This window comes from Arcanobacterium urinimassiliense (assembly GCF_900119495.1).
In the GTDB taxonomy this organism is placed as follows: domain Bacteria; phylum Actinomycetota; class Actinomycetes; order Actinomycetales; family Actinomycetaceae; genus Arcanobacterium_A; species Arcanobacterium_A urinimassiliense.
Map to the genome: position 1 here is coordinate 1,355,695 of NZ_LT632435.1, position 21,923 is coordinate 1,377,617.

Consider the following 21,923-nt stretch of genomic DNA (forward strand, 5'->3'; position numbering starts at 1 on the left):
TTGATTGCCTTCTGATTGCAAGGAGAGTCATGACTAACGTTGATACTACCTCCGCCATTGGCCAACAAATCCGTACTGTTTCTGGGCGCACCCCTGCTGCAGGTACAGATATGGAGTACTGGACCGCTACCGCGAATGCGATTGTGGCAAAATTGGCGGATTCTTGGGAAAAAACTGAGAAGACCTACAATTCCGGGCGGATGCAACATTATTTCTCGGCAGAGTTTTTAATGGGGCGAGCAATGCTCAATAACCTCAATAATTTGGGGCTTATTGCAGATACCCGTGCCGCACTCGAAAATTATGGGCAAGATTTAAGCAATGTCTTAGACGCCGAATACGATGCAGCACTTGGAAATGGCGGCTTGGGAAGATTAGCAGCTTGCTTCCTTGATTCTTGCGCCACCCTGAATTTACCTGTGCGCGGATATGGAATCCTTTACCGCTACGGCTTGTTCAAACAGTATTTTGAAAACGGCTACCAGGAAGAAAAGCCGGACGCGTGGATGGAAGAGGGCTACCCCTTCGTCATTCGCCGAGAAGAAGAGCAGAAGCTGGTGCGCTACAACGATTTAGTAGTGCGCGCTATCCCCTACGATATGCCTATTACCGGATATGGCACGAAGAACGTGAATACCTTGCGGCTGTGGAAATCAGAGCCACTGGAAGATTTCGATTACAACGCTTTCAATTCGCAAAAATTTACCGAAGCAATTGTAGAGCGGGAGCGCGTAAATGATATTTGCCGCGTACTCTACCCGAATGATTCCACTTTCGAAGGAAAAGTACTCCGGGTACGCCAGCAGTACTTCTTCTGCTCTGCCTCCCTCCAAGCTATTGTGGAAAATGAGTTGAAAGAGCGCGGCAGCCTCAAAGACTTCGCTAAGTACAACTGCATGCAGCTCAACGACACCCACCCGGTGCTGGCAATTCCAGAATTGATGCGTATTTTGCTCGATGAGCACAATATGACCTGGGAAGAGGCTTGGGATATCGTCAGCCACAGCTTCGCCTACACTAATCACACCGTATTAGCTGAAGCGCTAGAAACTTGGGAAATATCTATTTTCGAGCGGCTCTTCCCGCGCATTATGGAAATCATTTACGAAATCGATAATCGTTTCCGCTCCGAATTAGCAGCTGCCGGCTACCATCCCGGAAAGATTGACTACATGGCTCCCGTGAGCGGGAATATGGTGCATATGGCGTGGATTGCCTGCTATGCCTCGTATTCAATCAATGGCGTGGCAGCGCTGCACACCGAAATTCTCAAGCGGGATACGCTCCACGATTGGCACGATATCTGGCCCGAGAAGTTCAATAATAAGACAAACGGAGTGACTCCCCGCCGCTGGCTCGATTTATGTAATCCGCGGCTTTCGCAGCTACTTACGGAACTAATTGGCAACGATTCTTGGGTACGCGATCTCGATAAGCTCCAGAGCTTGGAAAGCTACCTAGAAGACGACACTGTGCTCACGCGGCTGAATGAAATAAAAGCAGCCAATAAGCGCGATTTTGCGAAGTGGATTAAGCAGCGGCAAGGTATCGAAATTAATCCAGAAGCTATCTACGATGTACAGATTAAGAGATTGCACGAATATAAGCGGCAATTAATGAACGGATTGTACATTCTGGATTTGTATTTCCGCATCAAAGATAATCCGGAACAAAAATTCCCACCGCGCGTATTTATTTTCGGAGCTAAAGCCGCTCCCGGCTATGTACGGGCGAAGGCGATTATCAAGTTGTTGAATGAAATTGCCAAACTGGTCAATAATGATCCAGTGGTATCTCAGACTATAAAAGTGGTATTTGTGGAAAACTACAACGTATCACCAGCTGAGCACATCATTCCTGCTGCAGATGTATCGGAGCAAATCTCCACAGCTGGAAAAGAAGCTTCTGGTACTTCCAATATGAAGTTCATGATGAACGGCGCGCTCACTTTAGGCACAATGGACGGAGCCAATGTGGAGATAGCCGAAGCAGTAGGAAAAGAAAATGCCTATATTTTCGGAGCTCTAGAGGAAGATTTGCCTGAGCTACGCCGTGGATACAATCCACAAGCTGTGGCAGAAGAAACTCCGGGACTGCGCCGCGTGCTAGATGCCTTTACCGATGGCACTCTCAGTGATGAAGGTACCGGCATTTTCCATGATTTGCAGCTTTCCCTCCTCGAATCCAACGGGTGGGAAGAAGCCGATGTGTACTACGTGCTCGGTGATTTTGCTGATTATCGGGAAACTCGCGACCAGATGGCCGCAGATTTCTATAGTGATCGGCGGCATTGGGCCCAGATGTGCTGGAAGAATATCGTCGAATCTGGGCGTTTCTCTTCCGATCGCACCATCAGTGACTATGCGGAAGAAGTTTGGAAGATTTCTCCTTCCGCTATCTAAATCCATAATTTCTATTCCAGAAGCCTAGCGCATTTCGAAATTTCCATTTCCTAAAGCGTTAGGCTTCTGGAATACTATAAATAGAATCAGTAGCGCAGTTCACAAGATATTTTGGGCAGTGAAGGTGGATACCATGGTGAAAAAGACGGCAGCGAAAACTACTTCTCCGCAGCCATCCAAAAGCAGAAAAAATAATCGAGAAAACACTCGTAAATCTGCGCCAGTTTCTCCGCCTGCCCAGCAACCTGCCCCCTACTACCGTATTGGCCGAATTCCCATAACGAATGTATACCCCGCTTTAGAAAACGGAGCACTTCCAGCAAAAGCGGTAGAAAATGAATCTATTCCGATTCGCGCCACTATCTTCCGAGAAGGCCACGATCAATTCGGCTGTGAATGCGTGCTCGTGAATCCCGCTGGCGAAGAAGTGGCCACTGCGCCGATGGTCGATATCGCTCCTGGGCTGCGCCGGCATGAGGGATGGCTCCGGCCAACTTATCCGGGCGAATGGAAATTTTTTGTACGTGCCTGGTCAGATCCTTATGCTACTTGGCATCACGATGCGGAAATTAAAATTAATGCGGATATGGATGTGCCTTTAGTGCTGCTCGAGGCCGCCGCCGTCTTAAATAGAGCTATGAAGAATATGCCACGGGGATCTGCCGAGCGGCAAACTTTGCGGCAAGCCTTAGAAATAGTCAATAAAAAGCGCACTCCCGCACTCCAGCGCTATGCGGCCGCCACATCCGCAGCTGTGCAAGAAGCACTCTCCCGCTATCCGCTGCGCGATTTTATTTCTACTTCTGCACAGTTCCCGCTGCAGGTAGATAGAGAACGAGCTCTCGTAGGCTCCTGGTATGAGATTTTCCCGCGCACTGTGGGAGCCCACTTCGATAAGCAACAGCAAAAGTGGATTTCCGGTACTCTACAAACTGCACGCGCTGGTTTGGATCGGATTGCTGATATGGGGTTTGACGTCGTCTATCTGACGCCGGTACACCCAATTGGCACTACCAATCGGAAGGGTAAAAATAATTCCTTGATTGCCGGCCCGGACGACCCCGGTTCTCCTTATGCAATTGGCAGCGCCGAGGGCGGGCATGATGCAATTAACCCCGATTTAGGGAATTTTGCTGATTTTGATGCTTTTGTGGCCCGGGCGAATGAGCTAGGTATGGAAGTCGCGCTAGATATTGCCTTGCAGTGTTCACCCGATCATCCGTGGTTAAAGGAACATCCAGAATGGTTTACTACCCGTGCGGATGGCACAATTGCTTTTGCGGAAAATCCACCGAAAAAATACCAGGATATTTACCCGCTCAATTTTGATAACGATCCAGAAGGCATCTACCAGGAAATTAAAAGCATCCTCGAGCTCTGGGTGGCACATGGGGTAACTATATTTAGAGTAGATAACCCACATACCAAGCCACTGTGCTTCTGGCAACGAATTTTGGAATACTTCCATCGGGTACATCCGGAAGTAATTTTTCTTTCCGAAGCTTTTACCCAGCCCCCGATGATGCAAACTCTGGGCATGCTGGGATTCCATCAGTCTTATACTTATTTCGCTTGGCGTAATGAAAAAACGGAGATTGAAAAATATTTATTAGAAGTATCGCACGAGAGCGACTACCGAATTAGACCTGCTTTTTGGCCGACTACTCACGATATTCTTACTCCTTATATGCAGCAGGGAGGCCTCCCCGCTTTCGCTATTCGCGCCGTACTCGCCGCGACTGGCTCCCCTACTTGGGGTATCTATTCTGGATATGAGCTAGTAGAGAATGTGGCTCGCCCCGGATTTGAAGAACAAATCGACAACGAGAAGTACCAGTTAAAAGAGCGCGATTTCGCAGCGGCAGAAGCAAATGGCATAGCTAATTTACTGCAGATGCTAAACGGTATCCGCGCTCGGCATATTGCCCTGCGGCGCTTACGCAATGTACAGATTCACGGTACCAGTAACGATAAGATTCTGTGTTTCTCTAAAATTGCTCGCCCGGAAGAAAATAACGGCAAGTTAGATGCCGTGCTCGTGGTGCTAAATCTAGATCCCTATGCTTCCCGCGAAGCTACTCTCTACCTGGATCTTTCTGCTTTTGGAGCACATGGACGCAGCGATGACGGCGCGGTATTGAAAGTATATGATGAGATTTCTGGAGAAACGTACTACTGGAATAGTCATCCTTATGTGCGCCTCGACCCCCATGGCCGGGTAGCTCATATTCTAAATGTGCAGGTGATTGCTGATGAAAACTGCTGAAGAAAATATAGCCGATTTTATCCGCCCCGAGGGTACAGCAGATTTAGAAATACTGCTCAATTCCTGGATAGGGGCGCGGCGCTGGTTTACGGGAGAAAGAAAAAATCCCGCAGCTGCTATTACCGGAATTTTTGGAATAGCTAAGCAAGAAGATGCTTTTACTGCTCTGTGTAACGTCCGGAGTGGCAATACCACCTATTTAGTGCCGCTAACTTTCCGCAAATACCCAATTGCTACCGCACTTCTCGCCGATAATCCCCAAGCTTTACTAGGAGAATGGGCGCAGGGCGGAGAAAAATATGCCGTAATCGACGCTACTGAAGATCCGCAAGGGCAAATTGCATTATTACAAACTTGTTTCGGAGAAACTGGCCCAGCTACAGCACACCCGGGCGAGGTTGGCAATATCTCTGCCCAAGCTCTCCGCGGCGGTACCGCCGGGCTGCCGGGAATTGAAAAAATACAGCCATTGCGCTCGGAACAATCGAATACCTCGATTATTTATTATTTTCCAGCTGCGCCCGAAGCTGAGCACACTAGTACTAATACACCGCACGAAGCAGGAATTATTCTAAAACTTTTCCGCATTGCCCACTGTGGAGCTAATCCTGATATTGAGCTACAGCAAGCGCTAGATAAAGCGGCTCCCGGATTAGTGCCAAAGCAGTACGGAGCAGCAGAAATGCAACTACCAACGGGCACCGCGGCCATTATGACGGCGCAGGAATTCATTGCCGGAGCGAAAGATGCCTGGCAAGTATTCCAAGAAGAATTAGCACTTCCTTCTGGAAAAGTAGCTGATCCAGCCGAAATTATAGCTTTAGGCCGCCTTACCCGCGATATTCACCTCGTACTGGCACAGATTTTCCCGACTGCCGAAGTAGACGGAATTGTAAAAGAAAATATCTATTCCACTTGGATTAACCAGGCGCAGAAAGCGGTGGAAAAAGCTCCCGAGCTGGAAAAATACCGCGAAAAAATCACCGAAATTTTCACCGCTGCCACGCAGGTACCCTGGCCGTTGCGGCAAAGAATGCATGGAGATTTTCATTTAGGGCAAGTGTTGAATGCACCCGGACGAGGCTGGGTGGCGCTAGATTTTGAAGGAGAGCCACTCCGTTCTTTAGCCGAACGCACCGCTCCTGGATTAGCGTTGCGCGACGTAGCAGGCATGTTACGCTCTTTCTCCTATGCAGCAGGAGCGGCAGAATTAGCTGGCCGCCCGAGCACTGCCACTGGCCCGTGGGAGCAAGAAGCCACGCAGCTGTTTATCCAAGGCTACGGAGCCTTGGCTGAGCGAGAGCAAATTTTACTGCGCGCGCTCCTCCTGGAAAAAGCACTTTACGAAGTAGTATACGAAGCTACTTATCGCCCGCGCTGGCTCCCTATTCCGATTCGCGGAATACAAAAACTGCTGAATAATCCCTAGTTTTTTGTGTAAGTTCTTCAGTTATCCCCCAGTAAATTTGAAAACATGAAAGAATAAGACCATGAACTCCAAAGCTATTCCCGTTTCTCCTGAAGTCCTATACGCAGTCTCGCAAGGTGCGTATCATTCCCCGCACGACGTATTGGGGCCGCATACGGACGGAGAAAATCTGACGATTCGTGTGATTCGCCAACTCGCTGATTCCGTAACTATTATTACTGCAGATGGGGAGTATCCAGCTACACACGAACACAACGGAATTTGGGTAACTGTCTTAGAAAATTCCGATATTGTAGATTATCGAATCCGAGCCACCTACGGAGAAGATGAGCTGGTAACTGACGATGGTTATCGCTTTTTACCCACAGTAGGCGATGTAGATAAGTATTTATTCGGAGAAGGACGCCACGAAGAACTGTGGAAAGTACTGGGCGCACATTTACAGGATTATCAGACGGAACTGGGCGAAGTAACGGGCGTCAGTTTTTCCGTCTGGGCGGCTAATGCGCGCGCCGTGCGGGTAGTGGGCGATTTTAATGCGTGGAATGGCGAAATTTCGGCTATGCGTACCCTCGGAACTTCGGGAATTTGGGAACTCTTCGTGCCGGGAGCTAAAGAGGGGCAAAAATATAAATTCGAAATCCAGTATCAGGATGGCTCTTGGCATCAGAAAGCCGATCCGATGGCGCGGCGCACAGAAGAACCTCCTTCTACTGCCTCTGTGATTACTGATTCTCAGTTTGTCTGGGACGATGATGAATGGATGGAGAAACGGACAACGAAGGATGTTCACTCTGGGCCGATATCTATATATGAAGTACATATCGGATCTTGGCGAAAAGGACTTTCCTATCGCGAACTAGCTGCCCAATTGATTGGGCACGTAAAATATCTCGGTTTTACACACGTAGAATTTCTCCCCGTAGCGGAGCATCCTTTTGGGCCTTCTTGGGGCTATCAAGTGACTTCCTACTACGCTCCCACGGCACGCTTCGGCACCCCAGATGATTTCCGCTATCTCGTCGACGAATTGCATAAAGCGGGAATAGGCGTAATCGTAGATTGGGTGCCAGCACACTTCCCTAAAGACGATTGGGCGCTGGCTCGTTTTGACGGTACGCCGCTTTACGAAGATCCCAACCCGCTCCGCGGCGAACACCCAGATTGGGGTACGTATGTATTTAATTTTGGGCGCAATGAGGTGCGGAATTTCTTAGTGGCTAATGCGCTGTATTGGCTGGAGGAATTCCATATTGACGGTATCCGCGTGGATGCAGTAGCTTCTATGCTCTACCTAGACTACTCCCGCGAAGATGGCCAGTGGCAGCCGAATATCTACGGTGGACGGGAGAATCTCGAAGCTATTTCCTTCATTCAAGAAGTAAATGCTACTGCCTATCGCAGCCATCCGGGGATCATGATGATTGCCGAGGAATCTACGTCTTGGGGTGGCGTCACCGGTTTGACGGAAAATGGCGGGCTGGGCTACGGCCTCAAGTGGAATATGGGGTGGATGAACGACACCCTCCGTTATATGCAGGAAAAACCCATCAATCGGCGTTGGCACCATGGGGAGCTCACTTTCTCCCTGGTCTACGCTTTCTCGGAGCATTTCCTCCTGCCGCTTTCACATGATGAAGTCGTACACGGTAAAGGTTCGTTGTATACGAAGATGCCAGGAGATCACTGGCAAAAACTAGCTGGACTTCGCCTACTCTTCGGATATCAGTGGTCGCATCCAGGTAAACAGCTACTCTTTATGGGGCAAGAATTCGGGCAGATTGATGAGTGGAGCGATAATCGTTCCTTGGATTGGTGGCTTACCGATAATCCGGGGCATGACGGCGTAATGTGCTGCGTAAAAGCTCTCAATGAAGTGTATAAAGCCCACCCGGCTCTCTGGTCAGATGATTTCACTAATTCCGGTTTCGAATGGATTGACGTATCAGACGGAGATAATAATGTGCTCTCTTATATACGTAAATCTGCAGACGGAAAAGAAGTAGTAGTAGCGGTATGTAATTTTGCCGGAATACCACATAATGACTACCGGGTAGGATTACCGAGCGGCGGCACCTGGGATGAAATTTTCAACTCTGATGCCTGCGAATTCGGCGGCAGCGGAGTAGGAAATATGGGCAGACTAGAGGCAGAAGAAATTACTTGGAATGGCCGCCCCTATTCAGTAAAGATGCAGCTTCCTCCGTTTGGAGTGGTTTATTTTACTCCGCATAAGGAAACTGCTAGCGAAGAATAAGAATCTCTGAGACTGAGCAATGACGAAAAAAATTCGACTTGTAGATTTAGCTAAGCAAGCAGGAGTTTCTACTGCCACCGTATCTAGAGTGCTGAATGACAAAGGATCAGTGGCGGTGGAAACTCGCCACGCGGTGCTAGCTGCTTTAGATTTATTGGGCTACGAACGCCCGGAGCGGCTACGAGAGCGCGGCGGCGGGCTAATCGGCCTGATTCTGCCGGAACTCACCAATCCGATTTTTCCCAGCTTTGCCCAGCATCTGCAGACCATGATGAGCATGCAGAATTACACTCCCCTATTTGGTACCCAAGTAGCGGGAGCTACCACTGAAGATGCTTATGTGGAGGCCATGCTGCGCCACCGGGTATCAGGCCTAATATTCGTATCTGGTCTCCACGCCGATTTAACGGCTGATTTAGAAAGATATGAAAGAATTACTGCGCGCGGTATTCCTTTTGTGACTATCAACGGCGCAAATCCGCAGTTAGACGCCCCTGATTTTTCAGCTGACGATTATTCTGCTGTCACCCAGGCTATGCGTTATTTAATAGCTCAAGGCCATAGCCGCATTGGACTCGCTACTGGCCCGCTACGTTTCGTACCGGCCAAAGTAAAAGCCGATGCCTATCGCGATGCCTTGCAGAAATTCTTACCCAATATACCTCCTATGCATGCCGTTACTCTTTTCACCGTAGAAGGTGGGCAATCAGCGGCACAAGATTTAATAAAACGCGGCTGTACGGCAATTATTTGTGGTTCGGATGTAATGGCACTCGGAGCAATTCGCTTTTGCCATCACGCGGGCATTCGCGTGCCGCAAGATGTATCTATAATTGGCTATGATGATTCACCACTTATCGCTTTCTCCGATCCGCCACTCACCACTCTCCGGCAACCGGTGAAAGCTATCTCCGAAGCAGCTATTAATGCCTTAATTACCAATATCCAAGGCACCAATACGATAAATAATTCTATGCGCTTTGCTTCTGAGCTAATTGTGCGCAGTTCAGCAGGGCCAGTAAATAAAAATAACCGCAGCTAGAATGGCTGTTTTAACTAGCTAACTAGCTATCCAATTAACCAACTATCCAACTAGCTAATTATCCAACTAGCTAATTATCCAACTAGCTAATTATCCAACTAGCCAGCTAGAACGGCGTATGGCTGAAACAGGAAATTACTAGAACAGCAAATTAGTAAGCTCACGCCGGGCTTGCTTCACAGTTGGATCTTCGCTACCTACTACCATAAATAACTCTAATAGCCGTTTACGCAGTTCTTCACGAGATTCGGCGGTATTATCCGCTATTCTATCTAGCAGTCGAGCAAAAGCCGCTTCGGGTCTTCCAATCGCTACCTCTACATCCGCGGCAGCAAGATGAGAATTTATATCTGCCGCCGGCGCTGCATTAGCTTTTTCTAAAATTTGCTGTAGCCCGCTCGGTTCTCCCAGCGGATTAAGCGCTTGTATTCTCTCCAATAAATCAATTTGTGCCAAAGCAGATTTAGCCACGGCGTCGCGCGGATTTTCCTTTAACGCCGCATGATAAGCTCGCCGCGCCGCCGGTAAATCATTTGCCGCAAGAGCAGCTTGCCCTTCTTGGTGTAAAGGGGGAATTTCTGGAGCAGCTGGAGCAGTATCTTCTCCGTCTAATACCCCGGTAATTCCGTATTTAGCTGCAGCTTCAAGCAGTTTCTCTAACGTGAGCGCTACATCTGCTTCTTCCGGTACGCCGGTAAAAAGCGGAATTGGCTGGCCTTGCAACAGAGCAGCAGCCGCCGGTAAAGCTTCTACCCCAAAGGCGGCAGCCACTTCTCGCTCTTTTTCGCAATCCACTATCCCTAGCTGCAACCGCCCCGCATAATCAGATATTAAGCGGCGCAGCAGCGTCAATAATTTTTCCGAATTAGAGGCCTGCGCGGTATGGAAAGCCAATACCACTGGCACCTGCGTAGAAGTACTCAGTACGGCAGATAAATTACTCTGCGTGACCTCTACAATCCACTCCCCCGGCACTTTCTGCCCGGCGGCAGGAGCTTTCGGTGTCGCACTTTTATTTTGTAATCCAGAAAGATCTACTGCGCCAGCTAAAGATCCCGAAAAAGAATTCATATCCACTTTTACTCTGCTTTCGTCACACCTAATAGAGTCGGTATAGAAGCACCGATTACTCCGACTGTTTTATCCTTTGCATCTGCGGGTGGAATATAGAAACTCACTAATACCCCATAGGAAGCAGTGACCGGATGGTCTACCGCCACCACTCCTTGATTATTTTTTGTAGACATCGCCCCAATATCTCCGCGCAACTGTAATTTAGCTCCGGCGGCAGTGCGGGTAATTTCTACGTTATAGCGCAGTTCTCCCATAATCACTAAACCGCCGTCTTCAGTGGCAACTCCCGCTACTCCGTGCTCCCCTGGAGCAAAGGTAGTCTTTACCGTACCCAAATTACCGACCGTGCTAGTCAAAGAATCCTGCTGCGCGGCAATTTCGGTATAGAGCAAATCTCCCGTGGTAAATTTGATATCTCCCAGCTTCCGCGCCTTATTGTATTCCACATAGGCGGGTAAAACTGCCGCCGGATCTACAGCATATTTATCTGCTTCTACCTGCGGGAAACCTGGTACATCGTTGAGCTTAGATTGTAAATTTGGCAATTTGGCCGAGGGAAATACACCGGTCTGCCCCCAGAGTTGATACTGCCCACGCGGGCCAGCTTGCCGCCAAAAAGTGAGCGTATTGAGGTTTTGCCCAGCAGCCGGTTCTGCTACTACTGCTGCTGTACGCGGAAAAGCCGCACCAGAGAATATGGGATTTGCGGACTTTTCGAGCACTAATTGCGGTAGCTGCCAACTCTCACCCCGAATTTTCTTCAATTCGTATTGCGCACTGCGATAAGCAAGCAGCGGATTAGCAATTCGCCCTCCTAGTTTATTGATATCTAGAGCCGAATCGGCTTCGGCAGCTGCTCCAGCAGTAGCCTCTACTATGCTCTGAAATTTTGCTTTCGGAAGGATAGTCTCTCCCGCTTCATTCGGGGCGGGCTGGAGCGAATTAGGGGCACTACAAGCAGCAGCAAATACACAAGTAAAGATAAGCGGGAATACTCTACGCGCTACTCTTTCCCATTTTTTCGACGCATCTTTTTGCGTACGAGAAGATTTCGAATCACTAAATTTTTTATCTACGAAATTCCACATATCTTTCCAGCTACGCACTTCTCCAGAAGACCCGCCGTCTTTATCTGACTCATCATCAGCGTCTTTATCGCCGACTTGCTCAGCTGCATCCTGCTCATCATCTTGCTCAGCTACTTCTTGGCCATCTGCTCCGTAAGTATCTGCACCCTGAGCATCCGTATCCTGATCAGTTTCCGCTTGATTATCCACCTCTTGCGCATCTGTGTCTTGATCAGATACCACCTGCTCTGCCTCTTTATCCACCGCAACTGCGGTTTCTAAATAGTCATTCGCGGGCGTATCACCAGCGGGATCTTCCGCTAGTTGATTCTCTGGCTGATCCTCTGGGAGAATGACAATTCGCTCTTCGGCTGCCAACTCTCGATTCCGCAGCTGCTCCGCATTCGCAATGCTCGGCAAAATAGCAGCTCCTAAGGCATGATTAGTGTGAGCCACTTGCACTTCTCGATCGGTAGCTGGATCAGCTAAATCCCCTTTGAATACTGGCAATACGGTAGTTTCTGCCGCAGCATTAGTTGCTTTATTCCGGCGCCGTTCCCGCTCTCTTTGAATGAAATATGCTAGACGCTGTCGCTCGGTGCCGTCGCTAAAGAGTAAATACAAACCAATTAGGGAAATAAGTATGCCGAAGAAAATACGCTGTATCGTGGAGAATCCCCGTTCCTGCACTTTCCAGCTAATAGTAATTTCTGGCGTAGTGGCCTGCGAAGTGGCAATAATAAGAGAACGATTAGCTTTCTCCGGAACTTTATAGGTTATATCAGCCATATTCTCGGCTTTTCCGGATTCCAACCACATATCGGATACAGACAAGGCAAAAGTACCAGCTTTTAAGGCCGCCGCGTCACTTTTGGCTACTTCGGCATCCCCCGCCTGCGTATCTAGTAGCGCCTTACCATCTTTCATTCCCTTTATTTGTGTAAAATGAGAATTTTCTACATAGGATTGCACATCTTTACTATTGCCAATTCCCCACATAATCTGGGCATCTGGCGCAGAAACTTTAATATGGAGATTGCTCATTTCCTCATTCAAAAGGCCAGGAGCAGTGATGAGAAAATTACCTTCTCCTGCTGGCACCTGCATCTGAGCTTTATCGTTACTGTGGGCAATTCCCAATATAAGAAATAGCAATGCCAACAGTAAACCGCCTACAGCACAGACGATACCGGCCATCTTCTTTATCGATGCTTTTTCCACAGTTACGCTCTCTAATAAGGTAGGTTTCTCCCGGGTATAAAACTCCGTTCTTCATCAATTATAATAATATATGGACTATGTGCCGATGCGAATCGGGCAAAGAATATGAATATCTGGCCGAAATGGAGAAAAAAAGCATGAGTGGCGAAGAAGCAGAATTTTCCGTAGTTATGCGCGGCTATGATCGGGCACAGGTAGATCAGAAGGTAGGGGAACTTACTGATATACTCGGCCAGACTCGTGCGCAAGTGGCTGAATTAGATAGCCAGATTTTGCAGCTATCCGGAAAACTTGCCCAAGCACAGGCAGAACTGCGGGAAAATAGCCGCCCCTCTTATGCCGGCTTGGGAGCGCGGGTAGAGAAACTGCTGCGCGCCACTGAAGAACAAGCTTTAGATGTGATGACGCATTCGCGGCGGGATGCCGAGAAACTTCTGGAAGATGCCCAGCGCAAAGCGGAGAATCTGCGGGCAGAGGCAGAGCGGGAAAGCCGTGATATTTTAGAAAAAGCACAGAAAGACGCCGCTAATTTAACTGATACCACCAAACGAAATGCAGAAGAGAAGACGGCTGCCGCCGGAAAAGTTAGCAGTGAAATGCTGGAATCGGCGCGGCGTGAAGCGGAAATGATGCGCACGCGCGCCGAAGCAGATGCCCAGACTCTCACCACGCAGACCGCACAAGAAATAAATACTTTAAAAGTAGAAGCTGCCAGTGCCGCTACTGCTCTCCGCAGCGCTGCCCAAAAAGAAGTAGCGGAAATGCGCAGCGCTGCCGCACAAGAAACTGCAAAATTACGGGCAGATACCGAAACTTTGGTCACTACAATGCGGGCAGATGCAGAAAAAGAAATTACCGAGCGCAACCAAGCGGCAGCTGCGGCTTTAGCGGCACAAGAAGCCGATTTACGCGAAAAAGCCGAAGCAATGCTGCAAACAGCTGAAAACACTGCTCAGCAGGCTGAAGCGCGCGTAGCCGAAGCTACAAAACGGGCTAGCGAGTTGCGCGCTGAATCTACGCAACAAGCGGCAGAAATACTTGCGGAAGCTCGCACGGAAGCAGCGGATATACTGGCAAAAGCACGGGCAGAAAGTCAGCAACTGCGGGCGGCAGCTGAAGAAGAAAGCACCGCTAAGCGTCGCGCCGCCGCTGAATACGTAGAATCTCTAGAGGCACAGCGCGCCGCTCTCACATCATATTTAGAGGATATGCGTGGAGTGCTGAATAATTCGGAAAATTCTCTCGCACTAGACGAAATGCTGAAAGCAGCTGCAGAAAAGGCAGCGGCGGGAGAATAGCGCAGATGCGCGCGAGTGCAGATTACGCAGCGCGCGCTGCCGCATAGAATTCGCGTAAAATCTTCGCTAAAGCGAGCGGATTCTCTAAAGCGGTAAAATGCCCGGCGGCGGGCACTTCTCTGAGCTGAGCATTGGCACTCCGCTCTCCCCAAGCAGCTAGAGCAGCGCGCGCACAGGTAGGATCGTCACTTCCGCGAATAAGATAGATCGGCCCAGAAATTTTTTCTACAGCTGTTTCATAGCTAGCGCGCCCTGCCATGGCTTCCTGTGCCCATTTCAGCCCGTCTTCTGGTATAGCTGCCAAACGTAACCGTAAATCCTGCCTTATTTCAGCAGTCGCCGCCGGCGAAAGCATAGTCTCCGGCCAATCGCTAAGCGCAATTTTTCCTTGCCCCTGTGCAGCTTGGGCAATAATCTCTTGCCGGCGCGCCCGCTGGGCGGCAGTATCAGCCGCAATATTCGTATCCATAAGTGCTAAAGCTCGCACTTGCGCATAGTGGCTGCAAGTAAATGCCGCAGCTGCCACTCCTCCCATAGAGAGCCCGCCCAGTGCAATTTTTTCTATTCCGAGCTTCGTTAAAGTATTTTTTAAGGCCTCCACGTAGGCACTAATACTTCCAGTTGCGGAGAACTCTTGCCCCGGGCGCGAACAGCCAAAGCCGGGGGCGTCTATCGTGAGCACATCAATATCATCTAGAAGTAGGCGCACCTTATCCCACATACTCCCATCTAAAGGAAGGGCGTGTAGCAACACTAACGGAAGCTCACTCTCCGGGCCACTGCGCTTATAGGCCAGAATTTTCTCCATCTTAGCTATCTCTTCTCTTTTAGAAATTTTCCTTATCAACGCTTTATCTTCGCTTTATCTTCGCTTTATCTTCTCCCGCGCGCCCGCCAACAAGCAGTATGCCAATGCCGCCGCTCCCGCAGTCCCGCTTCTCTGCCAAACCAATTTTCTTCCGTCCACGCCACTTCGTGCGCTTCCCCTATAGATATAGTTCCAGAGCAGCCAGGGCAAATATAGCGCTTTTTAGCACTTTGAATATGATGCACTTTATACTCACGGCCATCTTTGCCTATTTCTTGGCGCGTATAGCCCAGAATACGCTCCGTATTAAGCGGGCGCACCACTCGGCTATATTTGCGAGATTTCCGCATTAAAAGAGCCTATCTTTAAAAGAGCCTATCTGCTGCATCATTCAATCCGCGCATTTCATCATAATCTAGAATCAAGCAGGAAATTCCCCGATCCTCTGCCAAGGTACGTGCCTGCGGCTTAATTTCTTGCGCCGCGAATACCCCATGCACCGGAGTAATTGTAGAATCACGCCGCAGGAACTCTAAATAGCGCGTAAGTTGCTCTACGCCATCTATTTCGCCCCGCCGCTTCACTTCCACGGCAATATGCTCTCCTAAAGAATTTACGAGCATGAGGTCTACCGGACCGATAGGAGTGGGGTATTCGCGGCGCACTAAGCGCATATCTGCGCCTACTAGCTCTACTTGCTCCGCGAGCAGCGCTTGCAGATGAGCTTCTACCCCGTCTTTCTGCAGGCCTGGTTCATTGCCAAATTCATATTCAATATCAGAATAGACGCTAAAGACCTGGATATTTAATTTATCTTCGGTCTTGCGATGCACCACTTCCCAAACTTCAGTTATACCCGCAGTGGCTTCTTCTGCTGTCGCTTCCCGAGTATGTAAATCGCAGGGCGCACTCATCCAATTCAAAGGCTTATAAGAGCCCCCGTCAGCATGTACGAGCACCGAGCCATCTGCCTTCACCATAATTAGGCGAATAGCCGGCTCTAAATGCGCATCTAAGCGCCCGGCATAATCCACTGCGCACTTGGTTATCACTAAGCGCATCAGCTTATCATCTCATTCCTCTATCGCGTGGCCGCTCTCCACTAGTATCCGGATATTATCGGAATCCACCGTCATGAACCCATTACTAATTTCTGCATAGTTTTTCTGGCCAGAATCAGTGGTATAACGGACTTTTCCGGGCACTAGTACCGCCAATACCGGTGCATGCCCCGGAAGAATTCCCATTTCTCCCTCATAAGCCGGCACCACCACTTCGGATACTTGACCCGTGAAAATAACTCCGCGGCGCGATATTATATCCAGTTTCATTACTTAGTTTCCTGCTGAATCTCATACCAGCGGCGTTCGATATCTTCGATACCTCCGATATTAAAGAAAGCCTGCTCCGGTACCTGGTCATATACGCCATCACAGATACGCCGGAATGCCTCGACCGTTTCGGCGACCGGCACGGTAGAACCTTCTACACCTGTAAACTTCACTGCCGTATAGGTATTCTGCGATAAATACTGCTCAATCCGGCGCGCCCGTGCCACAGTAATCTTATCTTCCTCGCTCAGCTCGTCTACACCGAGAATGGAGATAATATCTTGCAACTCTTTATTCTTCTGCAGAATCTGCTTGACGCGCGTAGCTACCTCATAGTGCTCTTTCCCTACATACTGCGGATCAAGCAAACGCGAAGTGGAAGAAAGCGGATCTACTGCCGGATAAAGACCGCGGGAAGCAATATCACGCGAAAGTTCCGTAGTCGCATCCAAATGCGCGAAAGTAGTAGCCGGCGCCGGATCGGTGTAATCGTCAGCCGGTACATAAATAGCCTGCAGAGAAGTAATCGAGTGACCGCGGGTAGAAGTAATACGCTCCTGCAAAGCACCCATCTCATCAGCCAAAGTGGGCTGGTATCCTACTGCCGAAGGAATCCGCCCTAACAGCGTGGATACCTCAGAACCGGCTTGGGTGAAGCGGAAGATATTATCGATAAAGAGCAATACGTCTTGATTCTGCACATCACGGAAATACTCCGCCATGGTCAACCCGGAAAGAGCAATTCGCAAACGCACCCCCGGCGGCTCATCCATCTGGCCGAAGACCAGCGCCGTCTTTTCCAGCACGCCCGCTTCTTCCATTTCCATAATCAAATCGTTACCTTCACGGGTACGCTCGCCAACACCCGCAAATACGGATACACCACCGTGATCTTGGGCCACGCGCTGAATCATCTCTTGAATAAGTACCGTCTTCCCTACACCAGCACCTCCGAAGAGACCAATTTTTCCACCCTGAAGATAGGGGGTGAGTAAGTCGATTACCTTAATGCCCGTTTCGAACATCTTTGTCTCTGGCTCCAGCTGTTCGAAGCCCGGAGCAGAACGGTGAATCGGCCAGCGCTCTTTTACTTCTAGCTTCTCGCCTTCCTCCAGATTCAAACAATCGCCCACCACATTAAATACGCGCCCTTTTGTAGCTTCCCCTACCGGCACTGTGATTGGAGCACCCGTATTTTTCACCACTGCTCCCCGCACCAAACCATCGGTAGGAGCCATGGCAATACAACGCACAATATCGTTTCCGAGATGCTGCGCCACCTCGAGAGTCATCTTCCGCCACTGCGCATCTGCACTGGCACTATCGCTATTGATATTTTGTGCCTCGGTGGTGAGAGCATAGTTAATCGCCGGCAGAGCATCCGGCGGAAACTCTACGTCCACTACCGCCCCAATTACCTGCACTATCCGCCCATCTGAGAGGGGACGCGCGTCTGTATTCTGAGTCTTATCTTCGACGGTCATTTATCTCTTCCTCTTTGCTCCCGGCAGCTACCGCTACCGCATTTATTTGCCAGCCAGCGCATCTGCACCGGAAACAATTTCTGTTATTTCTGTAGTAATTTCAGCCTGACGAGCATTATTAGCTTGCCGGACATAATCATTAATAAGTTCACGAGCGTTATCGGTGGCCGATTGCATCGCTCTCTGGCGCGAAGCCAATTCCGAAGCCGCCGCCATCAGCAATACCGAATGGATACGCTGCGACACATACAGCGGCAGTAAGGCATCGAAAACCTCCTGCGCCGAAGGCTCAAATTCGTAGAGTGGATACTGAGTAAAACTCTTATCCGCACTTTCTTCTGCGCTATCTTCTTCCTCATCTACCACAACCAGCGGCAGCATACGGCGAATTTCTACCGTCTGGCGCACCATCGATTCAAAACGAGTCGATACCACGTGCAGTTCTGCCACGCCCCCAGCTGCGGCCGGAGCTAAAAATCGCGCTAAGAAAAGCTGCGCAATTTCCAGGGCAGTCTCATTAGACGGCTTATCTGATTCTCCCGTCCAGGCTTTCTCTATTTTTTCACCCATGAAGGAGTAATGAGATTCTCCCCGCCGACCAAATACAAATAGTATTGGCTCTTTACCGGCGGCACGTAAATCTTCAAGAAGCCCATCCGCTTCCCGCAGCACAGAAGCTGAATAGGCTCCCGCCATGCCGCGATCAGAAGTAATCACAAATACGATTACCTTATTAGTATCATTACGCTCATTAACCAAAGGGTGGTTAGTCTGCGCATGCACAGCTACAGCTGCCAGAGCTGCGGTGAGCTCTTTCGTATAGGGATCAGCTCCTAAAGCCTGCTTACGGGCTTTCCCAATCCGAGATGCAGCTATTAGCTCCATCGCCCGAAATACTTTTTCAAGCGTGGAGGTAGCTTGAATCTTCTTCTTGTAAACTCGCTGGCTAGCTCCCACGGTATTCCCTACTTCTTAAGCACAATTTTCTCTTGCGCAGATTCTGCGCTCACTTCTTCCTCCGGAAGCTTAGCCGCATTGGCTTCTAAATTAGCCAGGAAGCTCTCGTGAAAAGCTTTCACTTCCTTCTCTAATTCTGCTTCCGTCTCGGGGGTGAGCAGTTCCGTATCCGCGATTGTGGAAAGTATCTGAGAATTATGCCGGAGATAATCCAAAAGCTGCGCTTCATAAGCATGTACTTTTATCACCGGTATATCGTCCATAAACCCATGCGTACCTGCCCACACCGAAACTACCTGCTCCTCTATTGGATAAGGCGTATTTTGTGGCTGCTTAAGCAGTTCCATTAGCCGTTCACCACGAATGAGCTGCTTCTGAGTGGCAGAATCCAGATCGGAAGCGAACATCGCGAAAGCTGCCTGCGCCCGATACTGCGCCAAAGTAATCTTCAGCGTACCGGCCACTTTCTTCATCGCCTTAATCTGGGCATCTCCACCCACACGCGATACGGAAATACCCACATCTACTGCCGGGCGCTGATTGGCATTAAACAAATCCGACTGCAAGAATATCTGCCCATCCGTAATCGAAATTACGTTAGTCGGAATATACGCCGATACATCATTCGCCTTCGTTTCAATTATCGGCAAGCCAGTCATTGAACCGCCGCCATAAGCGTCCGAAAGTTTCGCACAACGCTCCAGTAAGCGAGAATGTAAGTAGAATACATCGCCCGGGTAAGCTTCCCGCCCCGGAGGTCTTCTAAGTAGCAGCGACATCGAACGATAAGCTTCCGCCTGTTTAGAAAGATCATCGAAAACGATTAATACGTGCTTAGAATCGTACATCCAGTGCTGGCCAATAGCAGAGCCAGTGTACGGTGCTAAGTACTTAAAACCAGCCGAATCAGAAGCAGGTGCGGCAACTATGGTCGTATACTGCAAAGCTCCGGCGTGCTCCAAAGTAGCGCGCACCGAGGCAATAGTAGAACCTTTCTGCCCAATTGCCACATAGATACAACGTACTTGCTTCTGTGGATCGCCAGTCTCCCAGTTTTCTTTCTGATTCAAAATAGCATCGATAGCGAGGGCCGTTTTTCCAGTCTGCCTATCGCCAATAATGAGCTGCCGCTGCCCCCGCCCAATCGGAATCATGGCATCAATTGCTTTTAATCCCGTATGCAGCGGTTCGCATACCGATTTCCGCATCATCACGCCGGGAGCCTGCAATTCCAGAGCGCGCCGCCCCTGCAGGTTAGTGATATCTCCCAGACCATCAATGGGATTACCTAGTGGATCTACCACTCGCCCTAAGTAACCATCGCCTACTGGCACGGAAAGCACTTCGCCGGTACGGCGTACTTCCATACCTTCCTGAATCATCGAGAAATCACCGAGCACTACCACGCCGATTTCTTTTTCTTCAAGATTCATTGCTAAACCTTGCGTGCCGTCTTCAAATGTCAGCAACTCGTTCGCCATCGTACCGGGCAGCCCGGACACACGCGCAATACCGTCTGCCGTCTCCAGTACCTGCCCGACTTCTTCCCCAGCCACCTGAGCTGGCTCATAAGACTCTACGAAGTTGCTCAGCGCCTCCCGAATTTTCTCGGGTTGGATGCCTAGTTCAGCCATTCCTCTTCCTCGTTCACTCTCAGCGGCCTCCGCCGCATTTATTTAAGATTTTTTGCAAATTTTTCCCGCACCGCTGCCAGCCGTGCTCCTAAAGTACCGTCAATTACCTCATCGCCCACGCGGATGCGCAATCCGCCGCCAATACTCGTATCAATAGTGGTATGCAAGCGTATATCCGCTCCATACTTCCTACTGAGAATATTGCACAATCGCTCTTCTTGCTCACTGCTCAGGGGCACTGCACTCAACACCGAAGCCACCAAATGTGCTCCCCGCTCCGCAGCAATATCCATATATCTACTGATAACCCGAGTAAACGATTCTTCTTCGCTCAGCTGCAAAGCCCGGAAAATAAGCTCTTTACCATAAGGATTAATATCAGAGAATACCTGCTCTGCTAGTTTTTTCCGCGCCGCCAGTTCGATATGGGTATCAGCCAAGGTGATACGTAAATCGCGCTCCCGGCTGAGCAGCCGCAGTAACTTATACAGTGATTCTTCCGTACTCTCTAAAAGATTAACGCGCTCCGCACCTGCCAGCACCGATTGAGTCGCTAAATTATCTAGCGCCACGCAAAAATCTTTTTCTTCTGCCCAGTTCGCAGCAATTACCCCGCTCAACAGATCTTGTACTGCTCCACTCACGCTATTGGCAAATACTTCCGCTGCCAGACGCTGGCGGTCTTCCATTGGGCGAGCACTATCAGCAAGAGCTCCTAATAAAGTGGCATTCTGCTGTAAAAGATCGCGCACCGCATATATTTCCTGCGCAAATTTTACTTCCTGCTCTGGGTGCTCTCGTAAAAGAGCATTCCAGGAATCCACTAAATTTCTTAAGGCAACTTCACTTCCGGTACGCACTAAGCCTCCCGGGAATCTGCTTTTTGCCGAATCGAATCTTGCTCTAATTCATCTAAGAATCGATCAATGACCCGCCCAGCCAATTCCTTATCACTCACTGCTTCGCCTATAATCCGCCCCGCCAAATCAGTAGCTAGAAGTCCGATATGAGCTTGCAGAGTACGAGAGGCAGCTTCTTGATCTGCTACGATACGCTGCTGAGCAGAATCAACGATATCAGCAGCATCATCGCGCCCCTTCATCTGGGCATCAGCAATAATCATCCGCGCATTTTCTTGAGCTTTTTCTCTGATTGATGCCGCTTCTTGCTGAGCAGAGGTGACTTCTTTGCGCAACTGTGCCTGCGCTGCCGCGATTTCTTCTTGCGCAGCAGCCGCAGCCTGCAAGCCGGCGTCAATCTTTTCTCCCCGCTCTTCTAAAAGCTGGGAGAAAGTAGGCCAGGCAAATTTATAAATCGCAATTGCCACAATTACGAAAGCGACCGTACCCCAAAGCAAATCCGGCAAAGCCGGCACCAATAGCTGGAAGCCACTGGCAGAAGCGGAGGCGGATGCAAAAATAGCCGTCTCCATAATCATCAGAATACGAATCCAGCGGCGAAGCCAATCAGACCCAGTGCCTCCGCAAAGGCGATGGCCAGAAACATATTAATACGCAGATATCCCTTCAGCTCTGGCTGCCGAGCGGTAGATTCCTGCGTCTTCGCGCCAATCATACCAATAGCCAGCGAAGGTCCTAGGGTGGCGATACCATATCCAATAGTGGCGATGCTACCAGTCATATTTAATTTCCT

At 49.7% G+C, this 21,923-nt stretch carries 18 protein-coding genes; 6 read left to right on the forward strand and 12 right to left on the reverse strand.

All coding sequences use genetic code 11. From position 1 onward, the window contains the following. Positions 1–29 precede the first annotated feature (29 nt). From BQ7117_RS06100 to BQ7117_RS06120, 5 genes are all read left to right on the forward strand, one after another. Positions 30–2,402 carry a glycogen/starch/alpha-glucan phosphorylase gene (locus BQ7117_RS06100; protein WP_073996655.1) on the forward strand — a complete coding sequence of 791 codons (2,373 nt, stop codon included), beginning with the start codon at positions 30–32 and terminating at the stop codon, positions 2,400–2,402. Between the two features lie 133 nt (positions 2,403–2,535). Further along, a complete protein-coding gene (locus BQ7117_RS06105) occupies positions 2,536–4,668 on the forward strand; it encodes an alpha-1,4-glucan--maltose-1-phosphate maltosyltransferase (RefSeq protein ID WP_073997026.1) in 2,133 nt (710 codons plus the stop codon). Continuing rightward, positions 4,655–6,097, forward strand: a complete 1,443-nt coding sequence (locus tag BQ7117_RS06110; protein ID WP_073996656.1) for a maltokinase N-terminal cap-like domain-containing protein — start codon at positions 4,655–4,657, stop codon at positions 6,095–6,097. Before BQ7117_RS06105 ends, BQ7117_RS06110 begins: the two co-directional genes overlap by 14 nt. A gap of 61 nt (positions 6,098–6,158) precedes the next feature. Then, on the forward strand, positions 6,159–8,354 hold the full coding sequence (gene glgB, locus BQ7117_RS06115; protein ID WP_073996657.1) for a 1,4-alpha-glucan branching protein GlgB: 2,196 nt from the start codon (positions 6,159–6,161) through the stop codon (positions 8,352–8,354). Positions 8,355–8,373: 19 nt separating this feature from the next. Then, a complete protein-coding gene (locus BQ7117_RS06120) occupies positions 8,374–9,396 on the forward strand; it encodes a LacI family DNA-binding transcriptional regulator (RefSeq protein ID WP_073996658.1) in 1,023 nt (340 codons plus the stop codon). Positions 9,397–9,534: 138 nt separating this feature from the next. Here BQ7117_RS06120 and BQ7117_RS06125 read toward each other — a convergent pair whose 3' ends face one another. Together BQ7117_RS06125 and BQ7117_RS06130 are read right to left on the reverse strand one after the other, a co-directional pair. After that, positions 9,535–10,467, reverse strand: a complete 933-nt coding sequence (locus BQ7117_RS06125; RefSeq protein WP_073997027.1) for a tetratricopeptide repeat protein — start codon at positions 10,465–10,467, stop codon at positions 9,535–9,537. A gap of 8 nt (positions 10,468–10,475) precedes the next feature. Further along, complete coding sequence (locus BQ7117_RS06130) at positions 10,476–12,758, reverse strand: hypothetical protein (RefSeq protein ID WP_073996659.1); 2,283 nt, start codon at positions 12,756–12,758, stop codon at positions 10,476–10,478. A 137-nt stretch (positions 12,759–12,895) separates the two neighbouring features. Here BQ7117_RS06130 and BQ7117_RS06135 point away from each other — a divergent pair, with 137 nt between their 5' ends. Further along, positions 12,896–14,056 (forward strand): hypothetical protein, encoded by a 1,161-nt coding sequence (locus BQ7117_RS06135; protein ID WP_073996660.1) that lies wholly within the window; start codon positions 12,896–12,898, stop codon positions 14,054–14,056. Between the two features lie 22 nt (positions 14,057–14,078). On the opposite strand, the gene BQ7117_RS06140 is transcribed toward BQ7117_RS06135, so the two are convergent. The 10 genes from BQ7117_RS06140 to atpE all read right to left on the reverse strand — a co-directional run bounded on the left by BQ7117_RS06140 (position 14,079) and on the right by atpE (position 21,911). Beyond that, on the reverse strand, positions 14,079–14,864 hold the full coding sequence (locus BQ7117_RS06140; protein WP_073996661.1) for an alpha/beta fold hydrolase: 786 nt from the start codon (positions 14,862–14,864) through the stop codon (positions 14,079–14,081). Positions 14,865–14,929: 65 nt separating this feature from the next. Further along, positions 14,930–15,214 carry an ATP/GTP-binding protein gene (locus BQ7117_RS06145; protein ID WP_202613026.1) on the reverse strand — a complete coding sequence of 95 codons (285 nt, stop codon included), beginning with the start codon at positions 15,212–15,214 and terminating at the stop codon, positions 14,930–14,932. A gap of 15 nt (positions 15,215–15,229) precedes the next feature. Further along, entirely contained in the window at positions 15,230–15,925 is a 696-nt protein-coding gene (gene nucS, locus BQ7117_RS06150) for an endonuclease NucS (RefSeq protein ID WP_073996662.1), read from the reverse strand. A gap of 12 nt (positions 15,926–15,937) precedes the next feature. Then, on the reverse strand, positions 15,938–16,195 hold the full coding sequence (atpC, locus tag BQ7117_RS06155) for an ATP synthase F1 subunit epsilon (RefSeq protein ID WP_073996663.1): 258 nt from the start codon (positions 16,193–16,195) through the stop codon (positions 15,938–15,940). Then, positions 16,195–17,679 carry a F0F1 ATP synthase subunit beta gene (gene atpD / locus BQ7117_RS06160; protein ID WP_073996664.1) on the reverse strand — a complete coding sequence of 495 codons (1,485 nt, stop codon included), beginning with the start codon at positions 17,677–17,679 and terminating at the stop codon, positions 16,195–16,197. The genes atpC and atpD overlap by 1 nt, the downstream gene beginning before the upstream one ends. Positions 17,680–17,721: 42 nt before the next feature. Then, entirely contained in the window at positions 17,722–18,636 is a 915-nt protein-coding gene (locus BQ7117_RS06165) for a F0F1 ATP synthase subunit gamma (RefSeq protein ID WP_073996665.1), read from the reverse strand. 8 nt (positions 18,637–18,644) lie between these two features. Continuing rightward, the gene (gene atpA, locus BQ7117_RS06170) at positions 18,645–20,270 is read right to left on the reverse strand and encodes a F0F1 ATP synthase subunit alpha (protein WP_073996666.1); all 1,626 of its coding nucleotides are present in this window, start codon (positions 20,268–20,270) and stop codon (positions 18,645–18,647) included. Between the two features lie 38 nt (positions 20,271–20,308). After that, positions 20,309–21,130, reverse strand: coding sequence for an ATP synthase F1 subunit delta (atpH, locus tag BQ7117_RS06175; protein ID WP_073996667.1), 822 nt, complete (start codon positions 21,128–21,130; stop codon positions 20,309–20,311). Beyond that, a complete protein-coding gene (locus tag BQ7117_RS06180; RefSeq protein WP_073996668.1) occupies positions 21,130–21,708 on the reverse strand; it encodes a F0F1 ATP synthase subunit B in 579 nt (192 codons plus the stop codon). Before BQ7117_RS06180 ends, atpH begins: the two co-directional genes overlap by 1 nt. Then, positions 21,708–21,911 (reverse strand): ATP synthase F0 subunit C, encoded by a 204-nt coding sequence (gene atpE / locus BQ7117_RS06185; protein ID WP_073996669.1) that lies wholly within the window; start codon positions 21,909–21,911, stop codon positions 21,708–21,710. Before atpE ends, BQ7117_RS06180 begins: the two co-directional genes overlap by 1 nt. Positions 21,912–21,923: the final 12 nt, after the last annotated feature.

Bases quoted from the DNA above. Each gene is read 5' to 3' on its own strand.
- BQ7117_RS06110 (WP_073996656.1), top strand. From the start codon at position 4,655: ATGAAAACTGCTGAAGAAAATATAGCCGATTTTATCCGCCCCGAGGGT.
- BQ7117_RS06140 (WP_073996661.1), bottom strand. From the start codon at position 14,864: ATGGAGAAAATTCTGGCCTATAAGCGCAGTGGCCCGGAGAGTGAGCTT.
- BQ7117_RS06180 (WP_073996668.1), bottom strand. From the start codon at position 21,708: ATGATTATGGAGACGGCTATTTTTGCATCCGCCTCCGCTTCTGCCAGT.
- atpE (WP_073996669.1), bottom strand. From the start codon at position 21,911: ATGACTGGTAGCATCGCCACTATTGGATATGGTATCGCCACCCTAGGA.
- nucS (WP_073996662.1), bottom strand. From the start codon at position 15,925: ATGCGCTTAGTGATAACCAAGTGCGCAGTGGATTATGCCGGGCGCTTA.
- BQ7117_RS06145 (WP_202613026.1), bottom strand. From the start codon at position 15,214: ATGCGGAAATCTCGCAAATATAGCCGAGTGGTGCGCCCGCTTAATACG.
- BQ7117_RS06100 (WP_073996655.1), top strand. From the start codon at position 30: ATGACTAACGTTGATACTACCTCCGCCATTGGCCAACAAATCCGTACT.
- atpA (WP_073996666.1), bottom strand. From the start codon at position 20,270: ATGGCTGAACTAGGCATCCAACCCGAGAAAATTCGGGAGGCGCTGAGC.
- glgB (WP_073996657.1), top strand. From the start codon at position 6,159: ATGAACTCCAAAGCTATTCCCGTTTCTCCTGAAGTCCTATACGCAGTC.
- BQ7117_RS06125 (WP_073997027.1), bottom strand. From the start codon at position 10,467: ATGAATTCTTTTTCGGGATCTTTAGCTGGCGCAGTAGATCTTTCTGGA.
- atpD (WP_073996664.1), bottom strand. From the start codon at position 17,679: ATGACCGTCGAAGATAAGACTCAGAATACAGACGCGCGTCCCCTCTCA.
- BQ7117_RS06105 (WP_073997026.1), top strand. From the start codon at position 2,536: ATGGTGAAAAAGACGGCAGCGAAAACTACTTCTCCGCAGCCATCCAAA.
- BQ7117_RS06135 (WP_073996660.1), top strand. From the start codon at position 12,896: ATGAGTGGCGAAGAAGCAGAATTTTCCGTAGTTATGCGCGGCTATGAT.
- BQ7117_RS06120 (WP_073996658.1), top strand. From the start codon at position 8,374: ATGACGAAAAAAATTCGACTTGTAGATTTAGCTAAGCAAGCAGGAGTT.
- atpC (WP_073996663.1), bottom strand. From the start codon at position 16,195: ATGAAACTGGATATAATATCGCGCCGCGGAGTTATTTTCACGGGTCAA.